Consider the following 17,697-nt stretch of genomic DNA (forward strand, 5'->3'; position numbering starts at 1 on the left):
GGGAGGGCGAGGGCGGCGGCGATTCTTGACGCTGGCTGCTGCCCGGCTCAAGCCCCGGTTTGTAAGCAAAGCCGCAGCGGCGTTCCCCTGTCTGCAAAAGCACGGCAAACCCGGAAGCGGTATCCTCGGCGCCTTCGCCAGCGCCGGGAAGGTACCCGCGCCAGCCAACATGGCCGCGCCCGCGAGGCGGCGGCCACCCTGCAGGAAGCTGTCCGAATGAAAAGTGCTCTGTTCGTCGATTTCGACAACGTCTATTCCGGCCTGCGCAAGCTGGATCCGGCCATTGCCGACCGTTTCGCCCGCCAGCCCATGGCCTGGATGGACTGGGTGGTGAACACTTTGGCGGTGCCCGACCACATGCCGGCCGACGCCCGCCGCCGGGTGCTGGTGCGCCGCTGCTACCTCAATCCGCAGGCCTACCAGCGCTTCCGCCCGTCCTTCAACCTGGCGGGCTTCGAGATCATCGACTGCCCGGCGCTGACCGGCGAGGGCAAGACCAGCACCGACATCCACATGGTGCTGGACATCATCGACCTGCTGCAGCACGAGGCGCACTACGACGAGTTCATCGTCTTCTCCGCCGACGCCGACTTCACCCCGGTGCTGCGCAAGCTGCGCCGCTGGGACCGCCGCACCACCGTGCTCGCCATCGGTTTCCCCTCCGCCGCCTACCGCGCCTCGGCCGACCTGCTGATCGACCAGGACGCTTTCGTGCGCGAGGCGCTGGGCGCAAGCGAGGAAGACCTCGGCGCGGGCATCAGCATGCCGGCCGAAGCGCACCCGGAGAGCAATGGCGCCGAGACGCTCGCCGCCGCCGCCCGCTTGATCCGGCAGACGGTGGAGGAGTCCGCCTACCCGGTGCCGGCAGCCAAGCTGGCGGCGCTGGTGCTGTCCCGCCTGGACGGCGTGGATGCCGCCAGCTGGAGCGGCCTGGGCAACTTCCGCGGCATGGTGGAGGTGATGAACCTCTCGCCGCTCAAGGTGAGTTGGGAAGGCGGCGGGGTGATCTACGATCCTGCCCGCCATGAGGCGCCGGTGGTACAGCGCGGCAAGGTGGATGCCGAGCCGGAGGAGATGGCGGAGCTGATCAAGGCCACCGTGGCCCAGTCCGCCCAGCCGGTGCCCTGCGCCCGCCTGGCCTCGCTGCTCACCAGCCGCTACGACGGCCTGGCGGCGGACTGGAACGGCAAGGGCGTGTTCCGCAAGTTCGTCGAGTCGCTGGACCTGTCGCCGGTGACCTTCAACTGGCGCGGCTCCGGCGGCTACGCCTACGACCCCGCCCGCCATGCCACCGAGGGCGGCGAGAACCGGCCGGGCACCACCGCCTGGCAGGGCGAGGAAGAGCTGTTCGGCATCGCCCGCCAGATCCACGAGGTGACCGGTGTGCCGCTGCTGCATCCGGCCGATTACCGCGCGCTGTTCGAGGCCATCGCCGCCGATCTCGCCGAGGAGTCCTTCGAGCTGAACGACACCGGCAAGCGGGTGCGCGACCGTTGCCGCGACGCTGGCCACCACATCAGCCGCGCGGACGTCACCTTCGTGCTGCGCGGCCTGCTGTTCCGCGGCCATGTGTTCGGTCAGGGCGAGGACGACGTCGCCTCGCTGAGCCGCAAGCTGGCGGACAACGTGCGTTCCCTGTGCCTGCGCGAGCAGATGATGATCGACTGGGCCACCGATGGCGCCATCCGCAAGTGGATCGCCGGCCAGTGAAGGCCTGACCGGGGCCGGTCGTCAGCCGGGCTGTGGGGGGGGGCAGGGTTCGTCGGGAGGCTCGGGTCTCGCCCTCCAGCGGGCCCGGCTGGATCCGAGCGCAAGGCCCCGGGGCCGGCTTGCCCGGCGCCAGCTCGAAAGCTCTCCCGTTTTCTCTGCAGGCTTGCGGAGGATGAATGCCGTGGGCGCGGCCCAGTCAGCCCCCGTGCGGCGGGAAGTGGCGACCCGGGCGGGTGCCAAAAGGGGCGATGCTGCAGGGCAGAAAAAGCCCAGCGCGGCCGCCCGGCTTGTCATAAGCTGGCGCCCCCGACTTCACCCCGCGCGGATACTCCCAAATGGCCGGTTCCAGCCTGCTTGCCCTGATAGACGACATCGCCACCCTGCTCGACGACATCTCGTTGATGAGCAAGGTGGCCGCCAAGAAGACCGCCGGGGTGCTGGGCGATGACCTCGCCCTCAACGCCCAGCAGGTCACTGGCGTGAAGGCGGAGCGCGAGCTGCCGGTGGTGTGGGCGGTGGCGCTGGGCTCGCTGCGCAACAAGGCCATCCTGGTGCCGGCGGCGCTGGCGATCAGCGCCTTCGCGCCGTGGGCGGTGACGCCGCTGCTGATGGTGGGCGGCGCCTTCCTCTGCTTCGAAGGCTTCGAGAAGCTGGCGCACAAGTTTTTCGGCGGCCACGGCGAAGAGGCGCACGCCGGCGAGGCCCAGCGCCAGGAGCGGGTGGCTGCGCTGAGCGATCCGGCGGTGGACCTGGTGGCGCTGGAGAAGGACAAGATCAAGGGGGCGGTGCGCACCGACTTCATCCTGTCGGCGGAGATCATCGCCATCACCCTGGGCACGGTGTCCGAGGCGCCGCTGGGCACCCAGTTCGCGGTACTCACCACCATCGCGCTGGTGATGACGGTGGGCGTTTATGGCCTGGTCGCCGGCATCGTCAAGCTGGACGATGCCGGCCTCTACCTCAGCAAGCTGAGCGGCAGCTTCCCGCGCGCGCTCGGCCGCGGCATCCTCGCCGCCGCGCCTTACCTGATGAAGAGTCTGTCGGTGCTGGGCACCATCGCCATGTTCCTGGTCGGCGGCGGCATCCTGGTGCATGGCCTGCCGCCAGTGCATCACGCCATCGAGCATGCGGCCGAGGTGGCCGGTGGCGTGGGTGGAGTCGGCGGTCTGCTGCAAGCGCTGACGCCGGCTTTGCTGAACGGCCTGTTCGGCGTGCTGGCCGGTGCGCTGGTGCTGGCCGGCGTCAGCCTGGCGCAGAGGCTGTTCCGCCGCCGCGCCTGAGTTTCCCCCCGGTTCAGGCCGCGCCGGCAAGGCGGCGGCCGAAGAAGGCCAGCCCTTCGGTGTCCGGCACCGCGTAGCGGCCGCGGTGGAACAGCAGCGGCGCCTGCTCGGCGCTGGAGAAGTTCAGCACCCGGCCGACCAGGATCAGGTGGTCGCCGCCCTCGTAGCGATGCTCCACGCTGCATTCGAACACCGCCGCGCAACCCGCCAGCAGCGGCGCGCCGCCTTCGCCCTCGACCACGTCCAGCCCGCCGAACTTGTCGGTGGAGGCACGGGCGAAGCGGTCGGACAGGGCCTGCTGGTCGCTCGCCAGCACATGGACCGCAAAGTGCCCGGCCTGCTGGAAGGCCGGCAGGCTCCAGGATTTTTTCGCCAGGCTCCACAGCACCAGCGGCGGCTCCAGGGATACCGAGGCGAAGCTGTTCACGGTGACACCCACCGGCTCGCCCTCGGCGTCGCGGGTGGTGACGATGGTGACGCCGGTGGCGAAGTGGCCAAGGGCGTCGCGGAAGGCGCGGGGATCGAACATGGTGCTTGTCCTCTGGGATGGCCGGATCGGGGCCGGCTCTGGTGTGGTTGGGGTGGTGGGCGGCCAGGCGGAGTTTGCGCGGGGCACCGCCTCTCCGCCGTGGGCAGCGCATGCATCCCCCAAGGCCTTTTCTCTCTGCAGTGAGTAAGGGGCGAGCGACGCCTTTCTCCCCGCCCCTCGCGGGAGATGGGCCGGGGGAGAGGGGGACGGCGCCAGGTCACACTGGCACCCTGAACGGGCGCTCGCCCTCTTCGCTCCCTCTGCCGCGAGGGGAGAGGGAGCGAAGAGGGGCCTGCAGCGGGTTCGACCTCTCTGAACCGCTACTGCTTTACGCCGCCTTCTGCGCCTCGCTGGCGATCAGCCGGTCCGCATCCGCCGCCTCGTACCAGTAGTGCGCGAAGTCGCGCGGATCGTTGAAGCCATCCGCGATGCGGGCGGCGATGCCGGGGAACTGCTGGGCGGCGCCGAGCAGGTTCACCCGGAAGTCGGGCGGCGGGAACAGCAGGCTGTTGGTCCAGCGCACCGCTTCCTTGGCATAGCCGTTGTAGAAGGCGTCGAAGGTGCCCTGCATCCAGGCTTCGTCGAAGGGCAGGGCGCCGCGGGCGACGATGGCGTCGTAGTAGGCACCGGCGCCCTTGGTGGCGTTGTTCGAGCCCTGGCCGGTGATGGGGTCGTTCACCAGCACCGCGTCGCCCATGCCCATGACCTTGCGGCCGGAGGGCAGGGTGAGCACCGGCTTGCGCACCATAGGCGTGATCTTGCCGGAGAGGATGCCGTTCGGGTCGGTGAGCTGGCAGTCGCGGCTGCGCTCGTATTCCCAGGGCACGAAGGTCTTGAGGACGTTCATGCTGGCTTCGAAGTGCTGCTCCGGGCTGAGGCCGGCCCAGCAGTCCATCGGACCGCCGGGCACGCCCTCCAGCACCATGATGTCGCAGGCCTGGGTCTCGCCGTTGCCCTTGGTGGTGAGGGCAGGGAAGACGAAGTATTCGCCGACGCCGGGGATGAGGTTGAAGTTCACACACTCCGGGTAGTCGTGGCGCTTCATGCCGGTGACGTAGGTGAGCGCCAGGGCGCGCATCGGCTGCTTCACCGGCGAGCGCTCTTCGTCGCGGCCCAGCAGGTTCACGATCTCGCCCTTGCCGCCTGCCAGCAGCACCAGTTCGTGGCTGGCGGCCAGCGCCTCCAGTTCCGGCACGCCGACGTTGGCGATGCGCAGGTCGCCGCCGCGGCGCTCGAATTCCTTCATCCAGCCGGGCATCTTGACGCGCTGGTCCACCGACTGGCCCGGCTTGTCCAGCAAGGCATGCCAGTGGATGGCCTGGGTGCCGCTGCCGTCCGGCGCCGGCACCGAGAAGCTGATGCCGTCGGTCCAGGGGCATTCGTCTTCCCACTGGTTCATGCCGAAGCGGCGTTCGATGGCGAGCGCCGGATCGAAGATGAACTGGGACGACATCACCTTGCCGTTCCACACTTCCTCGGCGCTACGGTTGGTGACGATGGTGACCTGGTAACCCTGGTCGAGCAGGGCGCAGCCCAGCAGCAGGCCGGCCTGGCCGGCGCCGACGATGGCGACGCTGCGGGGAGTGACTTTGGTTTCGGACATGGGAGTGACGCTCATGGTGGGGCTCCGGGTGATCAGTTCATCAGGCGGGTGATGGCGGCGCCGGGGCCTTCCGGGCCGAGGGCGGTGTAGCCGCCGTCGCAGGCGTAGTCGGCGCCGGTGACGAAGCTGGCGTTGTCCGACAGCAGGAAGAGGACGACCTGCGCCACTTCCTCGGGCAGGCCGAGGCGGCCGAGGATGTGGTAGTCCGCCGCCACAGCGTCGGCCTTGGCCTTGTCGTTGCCGCTGAGGGCCTCGATGACCGAGGACCAGGTCCAGCCCGGCGACACGCCGTTCACCCGGATGCGGTCGCCCTTCAGGTCCAGCGCCGCCGTGCGGGTGAACTGCACCAGCGCGGCCTTGGTGATGGGGTAGAGCCAGCGGCCGCTTTGCGCCGCATGGGCGGAGATGGAGTGGAAGTTGACCACCGCGCCACCGCCGCGGGCGGCCATCTCCGGCTGGCAGGCCTGCAGCATCATCGCCGCGCCCACCAGGTTCACATTGCAGGCCTGCAGCCACTCGGCGCGGCTGGAGGAGGCGCCGTTGTCGGCGTAGGTACACGCGCAGTTCACCAGGAAGTCGATGCCGCCGAAGGCATCCTTGGTGGCGGCGACGCAGGCGGCGATCTGCTTGTCATCGGTGACGTCGGTGGCGATGAAGCGGGCGCTGGCGCCCAGGCGGGCCGCGGCGGCGTCGCCCTTGGCGGTGTCGATGTCCGCCAGCACCACCCTGGCGCCCTCGGCGATCAGGGCGCGGGCAACCGCCTCCCCGATCATCGTGGCGCCGCCGGTGACGATGGCGGTCTTGCCGGATATTCCTTTCATGTCCGCTCTCCAGTTGGGGACGCCTGTCTGCGGCGTCGCTGGAGAACAGTTTTCATTGCCGGCGGATGACGCGGCTATCCGGAAAGCGCGACCGCGGTATCCGGAATGCGCGTCGCAAACGCACCCGGATAGTGCGTATTTGCTGGGGTTTGGCGGGTTTTTGATGCGTATGGAATTGCTGTGCCGCGCAATGTGGATCAGCCGATGGCAGTGCTGCCCGCACCACTGCGGTGCCCATGCCTTTGGCGCATCGCCGCAGCGGCTTCAGGCCGCCGGGAGCAGGGCGGGCGCCTCAGCTGCGGCGGTTGCGGCCGGCGGTCTGCGAAGGCGTTTCGCCGAAGCGGCCCTTGTAGTAGGCGGAGAAGCGGCCGAGGTGGTAGAAGCCGTAGCGGTGGGCGATATCGGTTACCGAGTTGCCTTCGGGGCCGGCCACCTGCAGCGCGGCGCGCACCCGCTCCAGGCGCACGTCGCGCAGGTAGTTGAGCGGCGAACTGCCGCAGTGGCGGCGGAAGCCTTCCTCCAGCGCGCGCACGCTGACACAGGCGGAGCGGGCGATGTCGCCGACGCTGATGGCGTCGGATGCATGGGCGTGGATGTAATCCACCGCCCGCTGCACATGGCGCGGCGGCCCGGCCTCCGCCGGCGCGGCCAGGCGTTCGCTGTAATTGTGCTGGTGCAGCTGCAGCAGGCCGCGCAGCAGGCAATCCTCCAACGCGCTGACGGTGGGGCGGAAGCGCAGCCAGTCGGCTCCACACTGGTCGATGTTCACCGCCAGGTCCTGCACCATGCGGCACCAGCTCTGGGTAAGGCCTTCGCGGCGGGGGAGGGCGACCTGGAAGGCGAGCGGGCGCTCCGGCTCGAAGCCGAGCTGGTCGGCCAGCCGGCGTTCCAGCGCCTTGCGCGGAATCCACAGCATCAGCTGGCGGGCGTCGTGGCGCCAGCGCATCTCGACCTCGCCGTCGGGGTTGAGGATGGAGGCCAGGTCCGGCGAGGAGGTGAGCGCCTCGCCGCCGCAGCGCACCTGGGCGGCACCGCTGAGCGGGATCTGCACCAGGTAGAACTCCTTCAGCTGGCCCGGCAGGATGTCCACATCCGTGCCGTAAGTGAGGAAGTTGAGCGCGGTCTCGCCCAGGCGCACCAGGTTGTGACGCGAGGCAAAAGACTGGCGGCCGGAGACCTGGCGCAGGTCGTGGGGGCAGAACACCCGGGCAACCTTCTCGCGCGCCTCGTCCACATCGCTGGAACTGAACAGCGGAAAGGCGGCCAGCGGCTCGACTGTGTGCAGGCCGTTCACCGACACAGCCCCGGAACGGCAAGCGGCAGGGTAATTGCTTGTTGCATTGCACGCTCCACAATAGATAACGTATAGACTTAAACAATTTATAAGCAAAGCTGCGCGGATCGCAAGCGCGCCGGTAGTCTCCCCCGGCACCCCAGGCGCTAATTGAGGAATAGAGCATGCAGCAAGAAACCGGCAAGCCGATTCCGGTAGACCGCCCAGCCCCGGCGCGGGAGGCTGCGCCCGACGAAGAGCGCTTCGTCGACAGCTACCTCGCCTTCCTGCTGGCCCAGGCCAGCAGCCGCATTTCCCACGAGTTCCACCGCGAAGTGAACGATGCCGGCCTGTCGGTGACCGAATGGCGGGTGCTCGCCAGCCTGGAGGGCAGCGAGGGCGAGAGCGTGGGCTTGCTGAGCCAGCTCACGCTGACCAAGCAACCCACGCTGAGCAAGGTACTGCAGCGGATGGAGGCGGAAGGCCTGGTCTCTCGCGCCCGGGTGCGCGCCGACCGCCGCCAGACGGTGGTGCAGATCACGCCCAAGGGCCACCGTCTAACCGACGCCCTGCGCGAGCGCGCCAGCCGCCACCAGGAAGCGGTGCTGGAGCCCTTCGGCCGGCGCAAGGGCGAACTGCTGCTGCGCATGCTGCGCCAATTGCTGGCGCTGCATCCGGCCCAGCCGCCGAGCGATGCAAGCGACGGCGAGAGCACGCTTTCTCCTCCCGCCTGAGCCTATTCACACACCGATAAAGCGACTTCTGCAGGACATTTGATCCAGGACAAATCCCGGCGACCAGTGAGTGTTGACTTAATAGTTTAGAAGTGAAATATTCTTCATTAAACGAGCAAGCCAAAACCCCTCGTCGTTCCGGCGCGTGGTCACCGGCAGCGTGATTACGGGTCCGACCTCATAACCATAGGAGCAGCAGCATGCGCATCGTGTGTATCGGTGGGGGCCCCGCGGGCCTGTATTTCGCGATCCTGATGAAGAAGCTGAACCCGGCCCATCAGATCACCGTGGTCGAGCGCAACAAGCCCTACGACACCTTCGGCTGGGGCGTCGTGTTCTCCGATGCCACCATGGACAATATGCGGGTATGGGATCCGGTGACCGCCGATGCCATCCAGGTCGCGTTCAACCACTGGGACGACATCGAGCTGCGCTTCAAGGGCCAGCTGATTCGCAGCGGCGGCCACGGCTTCGTGGGCATCGGCCGCAAGCACATGCTCAACATTCTGCAGGCCCGCTGCGAAGAGCTGGGCGTGGAACTGGTGTTCGAGCGCGACGTGGATTCCGACCTGGAATTCCCGGATGCCGACCTGATCATCGCCTCCGACGGCATCAACTCCAAGATCCGCAACCGTTACGAAGATGTCTTCAAGCCGGACATCGTCACCCGCCCCAACCGTTACATCTGGCTGGGCACCAACAAGCTGTTCGATGCCTTCAACTTCATTTTCGAAGAGACCGAACACGGCTGGTTCCAGGCTCACATCTACAAGTTCGACGACACCACCACCACCTTCATCGTCGAATGTCCCGAACACGTCTGGCTGGCTCACGGCCTCGACAAGGCCGACCAGCAGCAATCCATCGAATTCTGCGAGAAGCTCTTCGGCAAGCACCTCGACGGCTACCCGCTGATGACCAACGCCCGCCACCTGCGCGGCTCCGCCTGGCTGAATTTCCAGCGCGTGAAGTGCGAGCAGTGGCACCACTTCAACGGCAAGAGCCATGTGGTGCTGATGGGCGACGCGGTGCACACCGCCCACTTCGCCATCGGCTCCGGCACCAAGCTGGCGCTGGAAGACGCTATCGACCTCACCAAGCTGTTCCAGGAAGAGGGCGACACCGTCGACAACATTCCCGCGGTGCTGGCCCGCTACCAGGAAGTGCGCGGCATCGATGTGCTGCGCCTGCAGAACGCCGCCTGGAACGCCATGGAGTGGTTCGAGGTGTGCGACGCCCGCTACTGCAACACCATGGAGCCGGAGCAGTTCATGTACTCCATGCTCACCCGCTCGCAGCGCATCTCGCATGAGAACCTGCGCGAACGCGACGCGGCCTGGCTGGGCGGCTTCGAGAAGTGGTTCGCCGAGAAGGCTGGCGTCAAGGTCGAGGAAGGCAAGCCGGTGCCGCCGCCGATGTTCACCCCGTTCAAGCTGCGCGGCCTGACGGTGCCGAACCGGGTGGTGATGTCGCCGATGGCCATGTACTCCGCCGAAGACGGCACCGCCAACGACTTCCACCTGGTGCATTTCGGCTCCCGCGCCCTGGGCGGCGCCGGGCTGCTCTACACCGAGATGACCTGCGTCTCGCCGGACGCCCGCATCACCCCGGGCTGCCTGGGCCTGTACAAGCCGGAGCATGTCACCGCGCTCAAGCGCATCGTCGATTTCGTCCATGCCAACAGCAGCGCCAAGATGGGCGTGCAGCTGGGCCACGCCGGCCGCAAGGGCGCGACCAAGCTGGCCTGGGAAGGCATCGACCAGCCGCTGGAAGCCGGCGCCTGGGAGCTGTACTCCGCCTCGCCGCTGCCCTACCTGCCGCACAGCCAGGTGCCGCGCGAGATGACCCGCGCCGACATGGACCGGGTGAAGGAAGATTTCGTCCGCTCCACCAAGATGGCCGCCGAAGCCGGCTTCGACATCCTCGAATACCACTGCGCCCACGGCTACCTGATGTCCAGCTTCCTGTCGCCGCTGACCAACCAACGCAGCGACGAGTACGGTGGCAGCATGGCCAACCGCGCCCGCTTCCCGCTGGAAGTGTTCAAGGCCATGCGTGAAGTGTGGCCGGCGGACAAGCCGATGTCGGTGCGCTTCTCCTGCCACGACTGGTTCCCCGGCGGCAACACCGCCGACGACGCGGTGGAACTGGCCCGCCTGTTCAAGGATGCCGGCGCCGACATCATCGACTGCTCCTCCGGCCAGGTGTGGAAGGGCGAGCAACCGGTGTATGGCCGCATGTTCCAGACCCCGTTCGCCGACCGCATCCGCAACGAAGTGGGCATCCCCACCATCGCCGTGGGCGCCATCTTCGAGGCGGACCATGTGAACAGCATCATCTCCGCCGGCCGTGCCGACCTCTGCGCGGTGGCCCGTCCGCACCTCGCCGACCCGGCCTGGACCCTGCACGAAGCGGCCAAGATCGAGTACAAGGGCATCGCCTGGCCGAAGCAGTACATCTCCGGCCGCGGCCAGTACGAAACCAACCTGAAGCGCAGCTACGCGGCCCTCGGCAAGTAAGCCGCAGGCTGCAATACTCGGCGGCCGCCGCTCCATCCGGGGCTGCGGCAAGCCAACCGGGACGCGAGGAAAGGGAAGCGCAATGAACGCAACCTCCAACAACGACAGAGAGAACGCCCTGCCGCTCGCCGGCCGCCATGCGGTGGTCACCGGCGCGGGCAGCGGCATCGGCGAGGCGATCGCCCTCGAACTCGCCCGCCTGGGCGCCACCCTGACCTTGCTCGGCCGCCGGCCGGCGCCGCTGGAAGCCACGCTCGCCAAGCTGGCGGGCGAGGGCCACGGCGTCGCGGTGGCGGATATCACCGACCTGGCCGGCGTCAGCGCCGCCATGGAAGCCGCCGCTGTAGTTCGCGGAGCGGTCGCCATCCTGGTGAACAACGCCGGCGCGGCCAAGAGCGCGCCGGTGACCAAGACCACGCCGGAGCTGTGGCAGGAGATGCTCACGGTGAATCTCACCGGCACCTTCAACTGCACCCACGCGGTGCTGCCCGGCATGCAGGCGGCGCGCTGGGGCCGCATCGTCAACATCGCCAGCACCGCCGGCCTCATCGGCTACGGTTACGTGTCCGCCTACTGCGCCGCCAAGCACGGCGTCATCGGCTTCACCCGCGCGGTGGCGCTGGAGGTGGCGAAGCAGGGCATCACCGTGAATGCGGTCTGCCCCGGCTATACCGACACGCCGCTGCTGGGCGGCGCGGTGGACAACATCGTCGCCAAGACCGGCCGCAGCGCCGACGAGGCCAAGACCACGCTGGCGGCCAGCAACCCGCAGGGTCGCCTGGTGCAGCCGGAAGACGTCGCTGCCGCGGTGGGCTGGCTCTGTCTGCCGTCCGCCGCCGCCATCCACGGCCAGGCGGTGCCCGTTGCCGGTGGCGAGGTGATGGCGGGCTGAACGCGCCCGCCGCCGCAAGCGAACCGGCTCCGCGGGCGCAGACCCGGAGAACCGTTTTCATCCCGCTTCAAAAGAGAGAGGAGAGAGAGACCACCATGGCCGAATTGTCCATGCAAGATCACAAGCGTCCTTTCAAGGACTACCAGGCGCGCCATTTCCGCTGGGAATGCAGCGCCGACGGCCGGGTGGCCACCATCACCCTGAACCGTCCGGAAAAGAAAAATCCGCTGACCTTCGATTCCTACGCCGAACTGCGCGACCTGTTCCACAACCTGAAGTACGCGAGCGACGTGCGCGCGGTGGTGATCCAGGGCGAGGGCGGCAACTACTGCTCCGGCGGCGACGTGTTCGAGATCATCGAGCCGCTGACCAAGATGACCATGCCGGAACTGGTCGAATTCACCCGCATGACCGGCGACCTGGTGAAAACCATGCGCCGCGCGCCGCAACCGGTGATCTCCGCCATCGACGGCTTTTGCGCCGGCGCCGGCGCCATGGTGGCGCTGGCCTCCGACTTCCGTCTCGGCACCCCGGCGACCAAGACCGCCTACCTGTTCACCCGCGTCGGCCTTGCCGGTGCAGACATGGGTGCCTGCGGCCTGCTGCCGCGCATGATCGGCCAGGGCCGCGCCACCGAACTGCTGATGACCGGTCGGGTGATGAGCGCCGAGGAAGGCCTCTCCTGGGGCTTCTTCAGCGCCCTGCACCAACCGGAAGAGCTGCTGGGCAAGGCCCAGGCGCTGGCGCAGTCGCTGGCCGACGGCCCCTGGTTCGCCCACACCATGACCAAGACCATGCTCAACCAGGAGTGGGCGATGGGCATCGAGGAAATGGTGGAGTCCGAAGCCCAGGCCCAGGCGATCTGCATGATGACCGGCGACTTCCGCCGCGCCTTCGAAGCCTTCGCCGCCAAGCAGAAACCGAAGTTCGAAGGCAACTGAGAGACCGGCCATGGACCGCTCCATACTCGAACTGCCGTTCTACGGCGACGAACACCGCAAGCTGTCGGAGGCCATCTTCAACTGGGCGTCCACCGACATGCCCGCGGTGGACCACCACGACACCGACAACGCCTGCCGTCAGCTGGTGACGGCGCTGGGCAAGGCGGGCTTCCTGCGCTACTGCGTGCCGGCCGCCTACGGCGGCGCGCTGGACGCGCTGGATTCCCGCTCGCTCTGCATCGCCCGCGAAACCCTGGCCTACCACGACGGCCTGGCCGACTTCGCCTTCGCCATGCAGGGCCTGGGCACCGGCGCCATCACCCTGTCCGGCAGCGAAGAGATGAAGCGCCATGTGCTGCCGAAGACGGCCTCCGGCGAGTGGATCGCCGCCTTCGCCCTGACCGAGCCGGACGCCGGCTCCGACGTCGGCGCGATGGCCTGCGAAGCGCGGCTGGAAGGTGAGCACTACGTCATCAACGGCGAGAAGACCTGGATCTCCAACGGCGGCATCGCCGATGTGTATTGCCTGTTCGCCCGCACCGGCGAGGCGCCCGGCACCCGCGGCATTTCCGCATTCGTGATCTACCCGGACATGCCCGGCTTCGAGATCGCCGAGCGGCTGGACGTGATCGCGCCGCATCCGCTGGCACGCCTGCGCTTCACCGACATGAAGGTGCCGGTGGCCAACCGCCTGGGCGCGCCGGGCGAGGGTTTCAAGGTGGCGATGCGCACCCTGGACATCTTCCGCTCCTCGGTGGCCGCCGCCGCGCTGGGTTTCGCCCGCCGCGCGCTGGATGAAGCGCTGGCCCACGCCCGCAAGCGGCCGATGTTCGGCCACACGCTGGCGGACTTCCAGCTCACCCAGGCCAAGCTGGGCGACATGGCCACCGACATCGAAGCCGGCGCGCTGCTCACCGCCCGCGCCGCCTGGCGCCGCGACGTGCAGAAGCTGCCGACCACCCGCGAGGCGGCGATGGCGAAGATGACCGCCACCGAGAACGCCCAGCGCGTGATCGACGCCGCGGTGCAGATCCACGGCGGGCAGGGCGTGCGCACCGGGGTGAAGGTGGAATCCCTTTACCGCGAGATCCGCGCGCTACGGATTTACGAAGGTGCGACCGAGGTCCAGAAGCTGATCGTCGCTCGCGAATTGATGAAGTAAGACCCCAACACCGGACGCACACAACCGGACCGAAGGAGCATAGAGAGATGAGCAAGATTCACTTTGACTGGGCAGACCCGCTGCACCTCGACAGCCAGCTGACCGACGTCGAACGCATGGTGCGCGACACCGCCCGTTCCTACTGCCAGGAGCAGCTGCTGCCGCGCGTGCAGGAAGCCTTCCGCCACGAGAAGACCGACCCGGCCATCTTCCGCGAGATGGGCGAACTGGGCCTGCTCGGCCCCACCATCCCGGAAGAGTACGGCGGCGCCGGCATGAACTACGTCAGCTACGGCCTGATCGCGCGTGAAGTGGAGCGCGTCGACTCCGGCTACCGCTCGATGATGAGCGTGCAGTCCTCCCTGGTGATGGTGCCGATCAACGAATTCGGCACCGAAGCGCAGAAGCAGAAGTACCTGCCCAAGCTCGCCAGCGGCGAATGGATAGGCTGCTTCGGCCTGACCGAACCCAACCACGGCTCCGACCCCGGTTCCATGGTCACCCGCGCCAAGAAGGTGGACGGCGGCTACAGCATCTCCGGCGCCAAGATGTGGATCACCAACAGCCCGATCGCCGACGTGTTCGTGGTCTGGGCCAAGGACGACGAAGGCCAGATCCGCGGTTTCATCCTCGAGAAGGGCTGGAAGGGCCTGTCCGCCCCGGCCATCCACGGCAAGGTCGGCCTGCGCGCCTCCATCACCGGCGAAATCGTCATGGACGAAGTGTTCTGCCCGGAAGAGAACGCCTTCCCGACGGTGCGCGGCCTGAAGGGCCCCTTCACCTGCCTGAACTCCGCCCGCTACGGCATCGCCTGGGGCGCGCTGGGCGCGGCCGAGGCCTGCTACGAAACCGCCCGCCAATACGTGCTGGACCGCAAGCAGTTCGGCCGCCCGCTCGCCGCCAACCAGCTTATCCAGAAGAAGCTGGCCGACATGCTGACCGAGATCACCCTCGGCCTGCAGGGCTGCCTGCAACTGGGCCGCATGAAGGACGCCGGCACCGCCGCGGTGGAAATCACCTCCATCATGAAGCGCAACAGCTGCGGCAAGTCCCTGGACATCGCCCGCGTGGCGCGCGACATGCTGGGCGGCAACGGCATCTCCGACGAGTTCTGCGTGGCCCGCCACCTGGTGAACCTGGAGGTGGTGAACACCTACGAAGGCACGCACGACGTGCATGCCCTCATCCTCGGCCGTGCCATCACCGGCATTGCCGCTTTTTCCAACTGAAGCGCCACTAAAACATAAACAGGAGCGAGACCCGCCATGACCACCACTGACACCCAGCAGGACGACGCATTGGAAGTGGAACCGGTCGAATTCGTTGTCGAGCGCGGCGTGCGCTTCGCCGACTGCGACCCGGCGGGGATCGTCTTCTTCCCCAACTATTTCCGCATGCTGAACGGCGTGGTCGAGGATTGGTGGGCCAGCGTGGGCCACCCCTGGACCGAGCTCGTCACGCAGCGCCGCGTCGGGACGCCGACGGTGCAGCTCGATACCGAGTTTCTCCATCCGTCCAAGTTCGGCGAGACCCTGCAGTTCCACCTCACGGTGGAGCAGCTGGGTAACTCCTCGCTGATCTTTCGCCACGTCATCGTCGGCGACGACCGCGTGCGCATGCGTGCGCGCCAGGTTCTGGTGGCCACCTCGCTGGAGACGCACAAGTCCATTCCCTGGCCGGAAGACGTCAGGCAAGCGGTGACCCGTTTCATGGAGAAGTGAAGATGCACAAGACCCTTCAGCCGGAAGGCTGGCTCAAGCCCCGCGGCTACGCCAATGGCATCGAAGCCCGCGGCCGTCAGATCTTCGTCGGTGGCCAGATCGGCTGGAACGGCGAATGCCGCTTCGAGAGCACCGACCTCGTCCAGCAAGTGTTCCAGGCCCTCAGCAACATCCGCGAGGTGATGGCTGTGGCTGGCGCCGGCCCGGAGCATATGGTGCGGATGACGTGGTACCTTAAGGACAAGAAAGAGTACAACGCCCGCCTGAAGGAAATCGGCGCCGCCTACCGCGAAGTGATGGGCAAGAACTTCCCCGCGATGACCGCAGTGCAGGTCGCCGACCTGGTGGAAGACGAAGCCCAGGTCGAGATCGAAGTCACCGCGGTCATTCCCGACTGAACGGGGATCGCGGCGCGGGACGATGTGCTCGTCGCCGCTTCATCCATCCGTACAGAGAGGACACATGACGACTCCACGCTATAGCGCCGCCGAGGGGCTGCAGGTTGCCGGCCCCGAAGCCGGCGTGCTCGAAATCCGGCTGGACCGCCCGCAGGCGCGCAACGCGCTGTCCACCCCGCTGCTGCGCGGTCTTGCCGCCCTGCTGGAACAGGCCGAGCGCGACGACGATGTGCGCGCGGTGGTGCTCACCGGCGGCGACAAGGTCTTCGCCGCCGGCGCCGACCTGGCGGAGATGGCCGCCAAGGACATGCAGGCAGTGCTGCTGGAAGAGCGGCCGCGCTTGTTCGGCGTGGTCGCCCGCTTTCCCAAGCCCATCGTCGCCGCCGTCTGTGGCTATGCGCTGGGCGGCGGCTGCGAGCTGGTGATGCATGCGGATATCGTGATCGCCGGCGAGGGCGCCCAGTTCGGCCAGCCGGAGATCAACCTCGGCATCATCCCCGGCGCCGGCGGCACGCAGCGCCTGACCCATGCGGTGGGCAAGTCGGTGGCGATGAAGCTGGTGCTGGCGGGTGAATTCCTCACCGCGGCGGAAGCGCTCTCCGCCGGCCTGGTCGCCGAAGTGGTGGCGGACGATGCCTGCATTGCGCGCGCCCATGCGCTGGCGCAGAAGATCGCCGCCAAGGCGCCGCTGGCCGTGCGCTTGGCGAAGGATGCGGTGCTGCAATCCTTCGAAGTGCCGCTGTCGGCCGGTCTGGCGCTGGAACGGCGCAATTTCGTCGTGCTTGCCGGCACCGAGGATCGCAACGAAGGCGTCAAGAGCTTCCTGGAGAAGCGCAAGCCGGAGTGGAAGGGCCGCTGAGCCGCGCAGGCGCGGCGCGCCACCGCTGCAGTTGAACGGGCCGGTCATCCGGCCCGTATTGCATTGGGCGGCGGCCTGAAGGCCGGAGAGGCGCCGCGGGCCGCAGCGCGCCTTGCCGGCGCGCCGTACGGGATGCCGACCATTGCGGTTCCGGCTGCTCATGGTGCACTGCTACAATCCGCGCCGTCCCGACTATTTCCTCTCCCTCAAATAAATGAAGCGACTAGAAAGCAAGTTCGAACACATCCTGTTCAGTAGCCGCTGGCTGATGGCGCCGGTCTACTTCGGCCTGGTGCTGGCGCTGATCGTGCTGCTGGTGAAGTTCGGCAAGGAGGTTTTCTACCTCTTCGACCACATCATGACCGCCACCGGCGGCGAGATGATCATCGGCGTGCTGTCGCTGGTGGACATCGCGCTGATCATGAACCTGCTGGTCATCATCATGTTCAGCGGTTACGAGAACTTCGTCTCCAAGATGGAAGATCTCCACAACCACCAGGACAGGCCCGACTGGATGGGCCACATCGGCTTCTCCGACCTGAAGATCAAGTTGATCGGCTCCATCGTCGCCATCTCGGGTATCGAGCTGCTGAAGGCCTTCATGAACGTGGACAACCTGACCGACCGCCACCTGGCCTGGATGGTGGGCATCCACATCACCTTCCTGGCCTCGGGCGTGCTGTATGCGCTGATGGACAAGATCAGCTACAAGAGCCACTGAGGCCCTGCGGCCACAGGGGCGCTGGTGCCCCCGGCCCGCGCCTCCCGGGCGCGGCGGAAAAAAGCATACGGCCCGGCAAATTGCCGGGCCGTATGCTTATGGAGGCCGGGTCTCAGCCCGCGTCGGCCAGGTTTTGCGCTTCGCCCAGATTGCCGACCAGCGCCAGTTCTTCCACCGACAGCACCTTGTCGGTATCTAGCAGCACCACGAAGCCCCTGTCCAGCTTGCCCATGCCGGCGATGAAGTCGTTGCGCAGGCGGGCGCCGAAGCTGGGGGCAGGCTCGATCTGGTGGGCGGGTACGTCCAGCACCTCGTTCACCGCATCCACCATGGCGCCGAAGACGAGCTGGCCCTCGTCGCTGCCGACTTCGACGATGACGATGCAGCTGCGCCGTCCTGGCTGCAGGGGCGGGCGGTCGAAGCGCACCGCCAGGTCGATGACCGGCACCACCGCGCCCCGCAGGTTGATGACGCCGCGCACGTAGGGCGGCGTCATCGGCACCGGGGTGAGGTTGCCGTACTCGATGATCTCCT

At 67.5% G+C, this 17,697-nt stretch carries 17 protein-coding genes; 12 read left to right on the forward strand and 5 right to left on the reverse strand.

Features of this window, described 5'->3' with window-relative positions; translation table 11 throughout:
• The first annotated feature begins 216 nt into the window (after window positions 1-216).
• Entirely contained in the window at window positions 217-1,710 is a 1,494-nt protein-coding gene (locus tag GRF61_RS18595) for an NYN domain-containing protein (protein WP_169152119.1), read from the forward strand.
• Window positions 1,711-2,045: 335 nt separating this feature from the next.
• On the forward strand, window positions 2,046-2,990 hold the full coding sequence (locus GRF61_RS18600; RefSeq protein ID WP_169152120.1) for a DUF808 domain-containing protein: 945 nt from the start codon (window positions 2,046-2,048) through the stop codon (window positions 2,988-2,990).
• A gap of 13 nt (window positions 2,991-3,003) precedes the next feature.
• Here GRF61_RS18600 and GRF61_RS18605 read toward each other — a convergent pair whose 3' ends face one another.
• The 4 genes from GRF61_RS18605 to GRF61_RS18620 form a co-directional block, all read right to left on the reverse strand.
• Window positions 3,004-3,519: a flavin reductase family protein gene (locus GRF61_RS18605; RefSeq protein ID WP_169152121.1), complete on the reverse strand. Its 516-nt coding sequence runs from the start codon at window positions 3,517-3,519 to the stop codon at window positions 3,004-3,006.
• 328 nt (window positions 3,520-3,847) lie between these two features.
• Entirely contained in the window at window positions 3,848-5,137 is a 1,290-nt protein-coding gene (locus GRF61_RS18610) for a styrene monooxygenase/indole monooxygenase family protein (RefSeq protein ID WP_211166073.1), read from the reverse strand.
• 17 nt (window positions 5,138-5,154) lie between these two features.
• Window positions 5,155-5,943, reverse strand: a complete 789-nt coding sequence (locus GRF61_RS18615) for an SDR family oxidoreductase (RefSeq protein ID WP_169152122.1) — start codon at window positions 5,941-5,943, stop codon at window positions 5,155-5,157.
• Between the two features lie 292 nt (window positions 5,944-6,235).
• Complete coding sequence (locus GRF61_RS18620; RefSeq protein ID WP_348982432.1) at window positions 6,236-7,237, reverse strand: AraC family transcriptional regulator; 1,002 nt, start codon at window positions 7,235-7,237, stop codon at window positions 6,236-6,238.
• Window positions 7,238-7,401: 164 nt separating this feature from the next.
• On the opposite strand from GRF61_RS18620, the gene GRF61_RS18625 reads away from it, so the two are divergent.
• The 10 genes from GRF61_RS18625 to GRF61_RS18670 all read left to right on the forward strand — a co-directional run bounded on the left by GRF61_RS18625 (window position 7,402) and on the right by GRF61_RS18670 (window position 17,163).
• A complete protein-coding gene (locus GRF61_RS18625; protein WP_169152124.1) occupies window positions 7,402-7,950 on the forward strand; it encodes a MarR family winged helix-turn-helix transcriptional regulator in 549 nt (182 codons plus the stop codon).
• 200 nt (window positions 7,951-8,150) lie between these two features.
• Window positions 8,151-10,469, forward strand: a complete 2,319-nt coding sequence (locus tag GRF61_RS18630) for a bifunctional salicylyl-CoA 5-hydroxylase/oxidoreductase (RefSeq protein ID WP_169152125.1) — start codon at window positions 8,151-8,153, stop codon at window positions 10,467-10,469.
• An 82-nt stretch (window positions 10,470-10,551) separates the two neighbouring features.
• Window positions 10,552-11,361: an SDR family NAD(P)-dependent oxidoreductase gene (locus tag GRF61_RS18635; RefSeq protein ID WP_169152126.1), complete on the forward strand. Its 810-nt coding sequence runs from the start codon at window positions 10,552-10,554 to the stop codon at window positions 11,359-11,361.
• A 95-nt stretch (window positions 11,362-11,456) separates the two neighbouring features.
• Window positions 11,457-12,302: an enoyl-CoA hydratase family protein gene (locus GRF61_RS18640; protein WP_169152127.1), complete on the forward strand. Its 846-nt coding sequence runs from the start codon at window positions 11,457-11,459 to the stop codon at window positions 12,300-12,302.
• Window positions 12,303-12,312: 10 nt separating this feature from the next.
• Window positions 12,313-13,464, forward strand: coding sequence for an acyl-CoA dehydrogenase family protein (locus GRF61_RS18645; RefSeq protein ID WP_169152128.1), 1,152 nt, complete (start codon window positions 12,313-12,315; stop codon window positions 13,462-13,464).
• 47 nt (window positions 13,465-13,511) lie between these two features.
• Window positions 13,512-14,693, forward strand: coding sequence for an acyl-CoA dehydrogenase (locus GRF61_RS18650; protein WP_133595246.1), 1,182 nt, complete (start codon window positions 13,512-13,514; stop codon window positions 14,691-14,693).
• A 36-nt stretch (window positions 14,694-14,729) separates the two neighbouring features.
• Window positions 14,730-15,185 (forward strand): thioesterase family protein, encoded by a 456-nt coding sequence (locus tag GRF61_RS18655; protein WP_169152129.1) that lies wholly within the window; start codon window positions 14,730-14,732, stop codon window positions 15,183-15,185.
• 2 nt (window positions 15,186-15,187) lie between these two features.
• Complete coding sequence (locus tag GRF61_RS18660; RefSeq protein ID WP_133595248.1) at window positions 15,188-15,583, forward strand: RidA family protein; 396 nt, start codon at window positions 15,188-15,190, stop codon at window positions 15,581-15,583.
• A 64-nt stretch (window positions 15,584-15,647) separates the two neighbouring features.
• Entirely contained in the window at window positions 15,648-16,442 is a 795-nt protein-coding gene (locus tag GRF61_RS18665) for an enoyl-CoA hydratase-related protein (RefSeq protein WP_169152130.1), read from the forward strand.
• A gap of 214 nt (window positions 16,443-16,656) precedes the next feature.
• Window positions 16,657-17,163 carry a TIGR00645 family protein gene (locus GRF61_RS18670; RefSeq protein ID WP_169152131.1) on the forward strand — a complete coding sequence of 169 codons (507 nt, stop codon included), beginning with the start codon at window positions 16,657-16,659 and terminating at the stop codon, window positions 17,161-17,163.
• A gap of 112 nt (window positions 17,164-17,275) precedes the next feature.
• Here the strand turns inward: GRF61_RS18670 and GRF61_RS18675 are convergent.
• The coding region (locus GRF61_RS18675; protein WP_169152132.1) for a chemotaxis protein CheW at window positions 17,276-17,697 on the reverse strand (422 nt) is incomplete at its 5' end.

It is taken from the genome of Azoarcus sp. TTM-91, from assembly GCF_012911025.1.
Lineage (GTDB): Bacteria > Pseudomonadota > Gammaproteobacteria > Burkholderiales > Rhodocyclaceae > Azoarcus.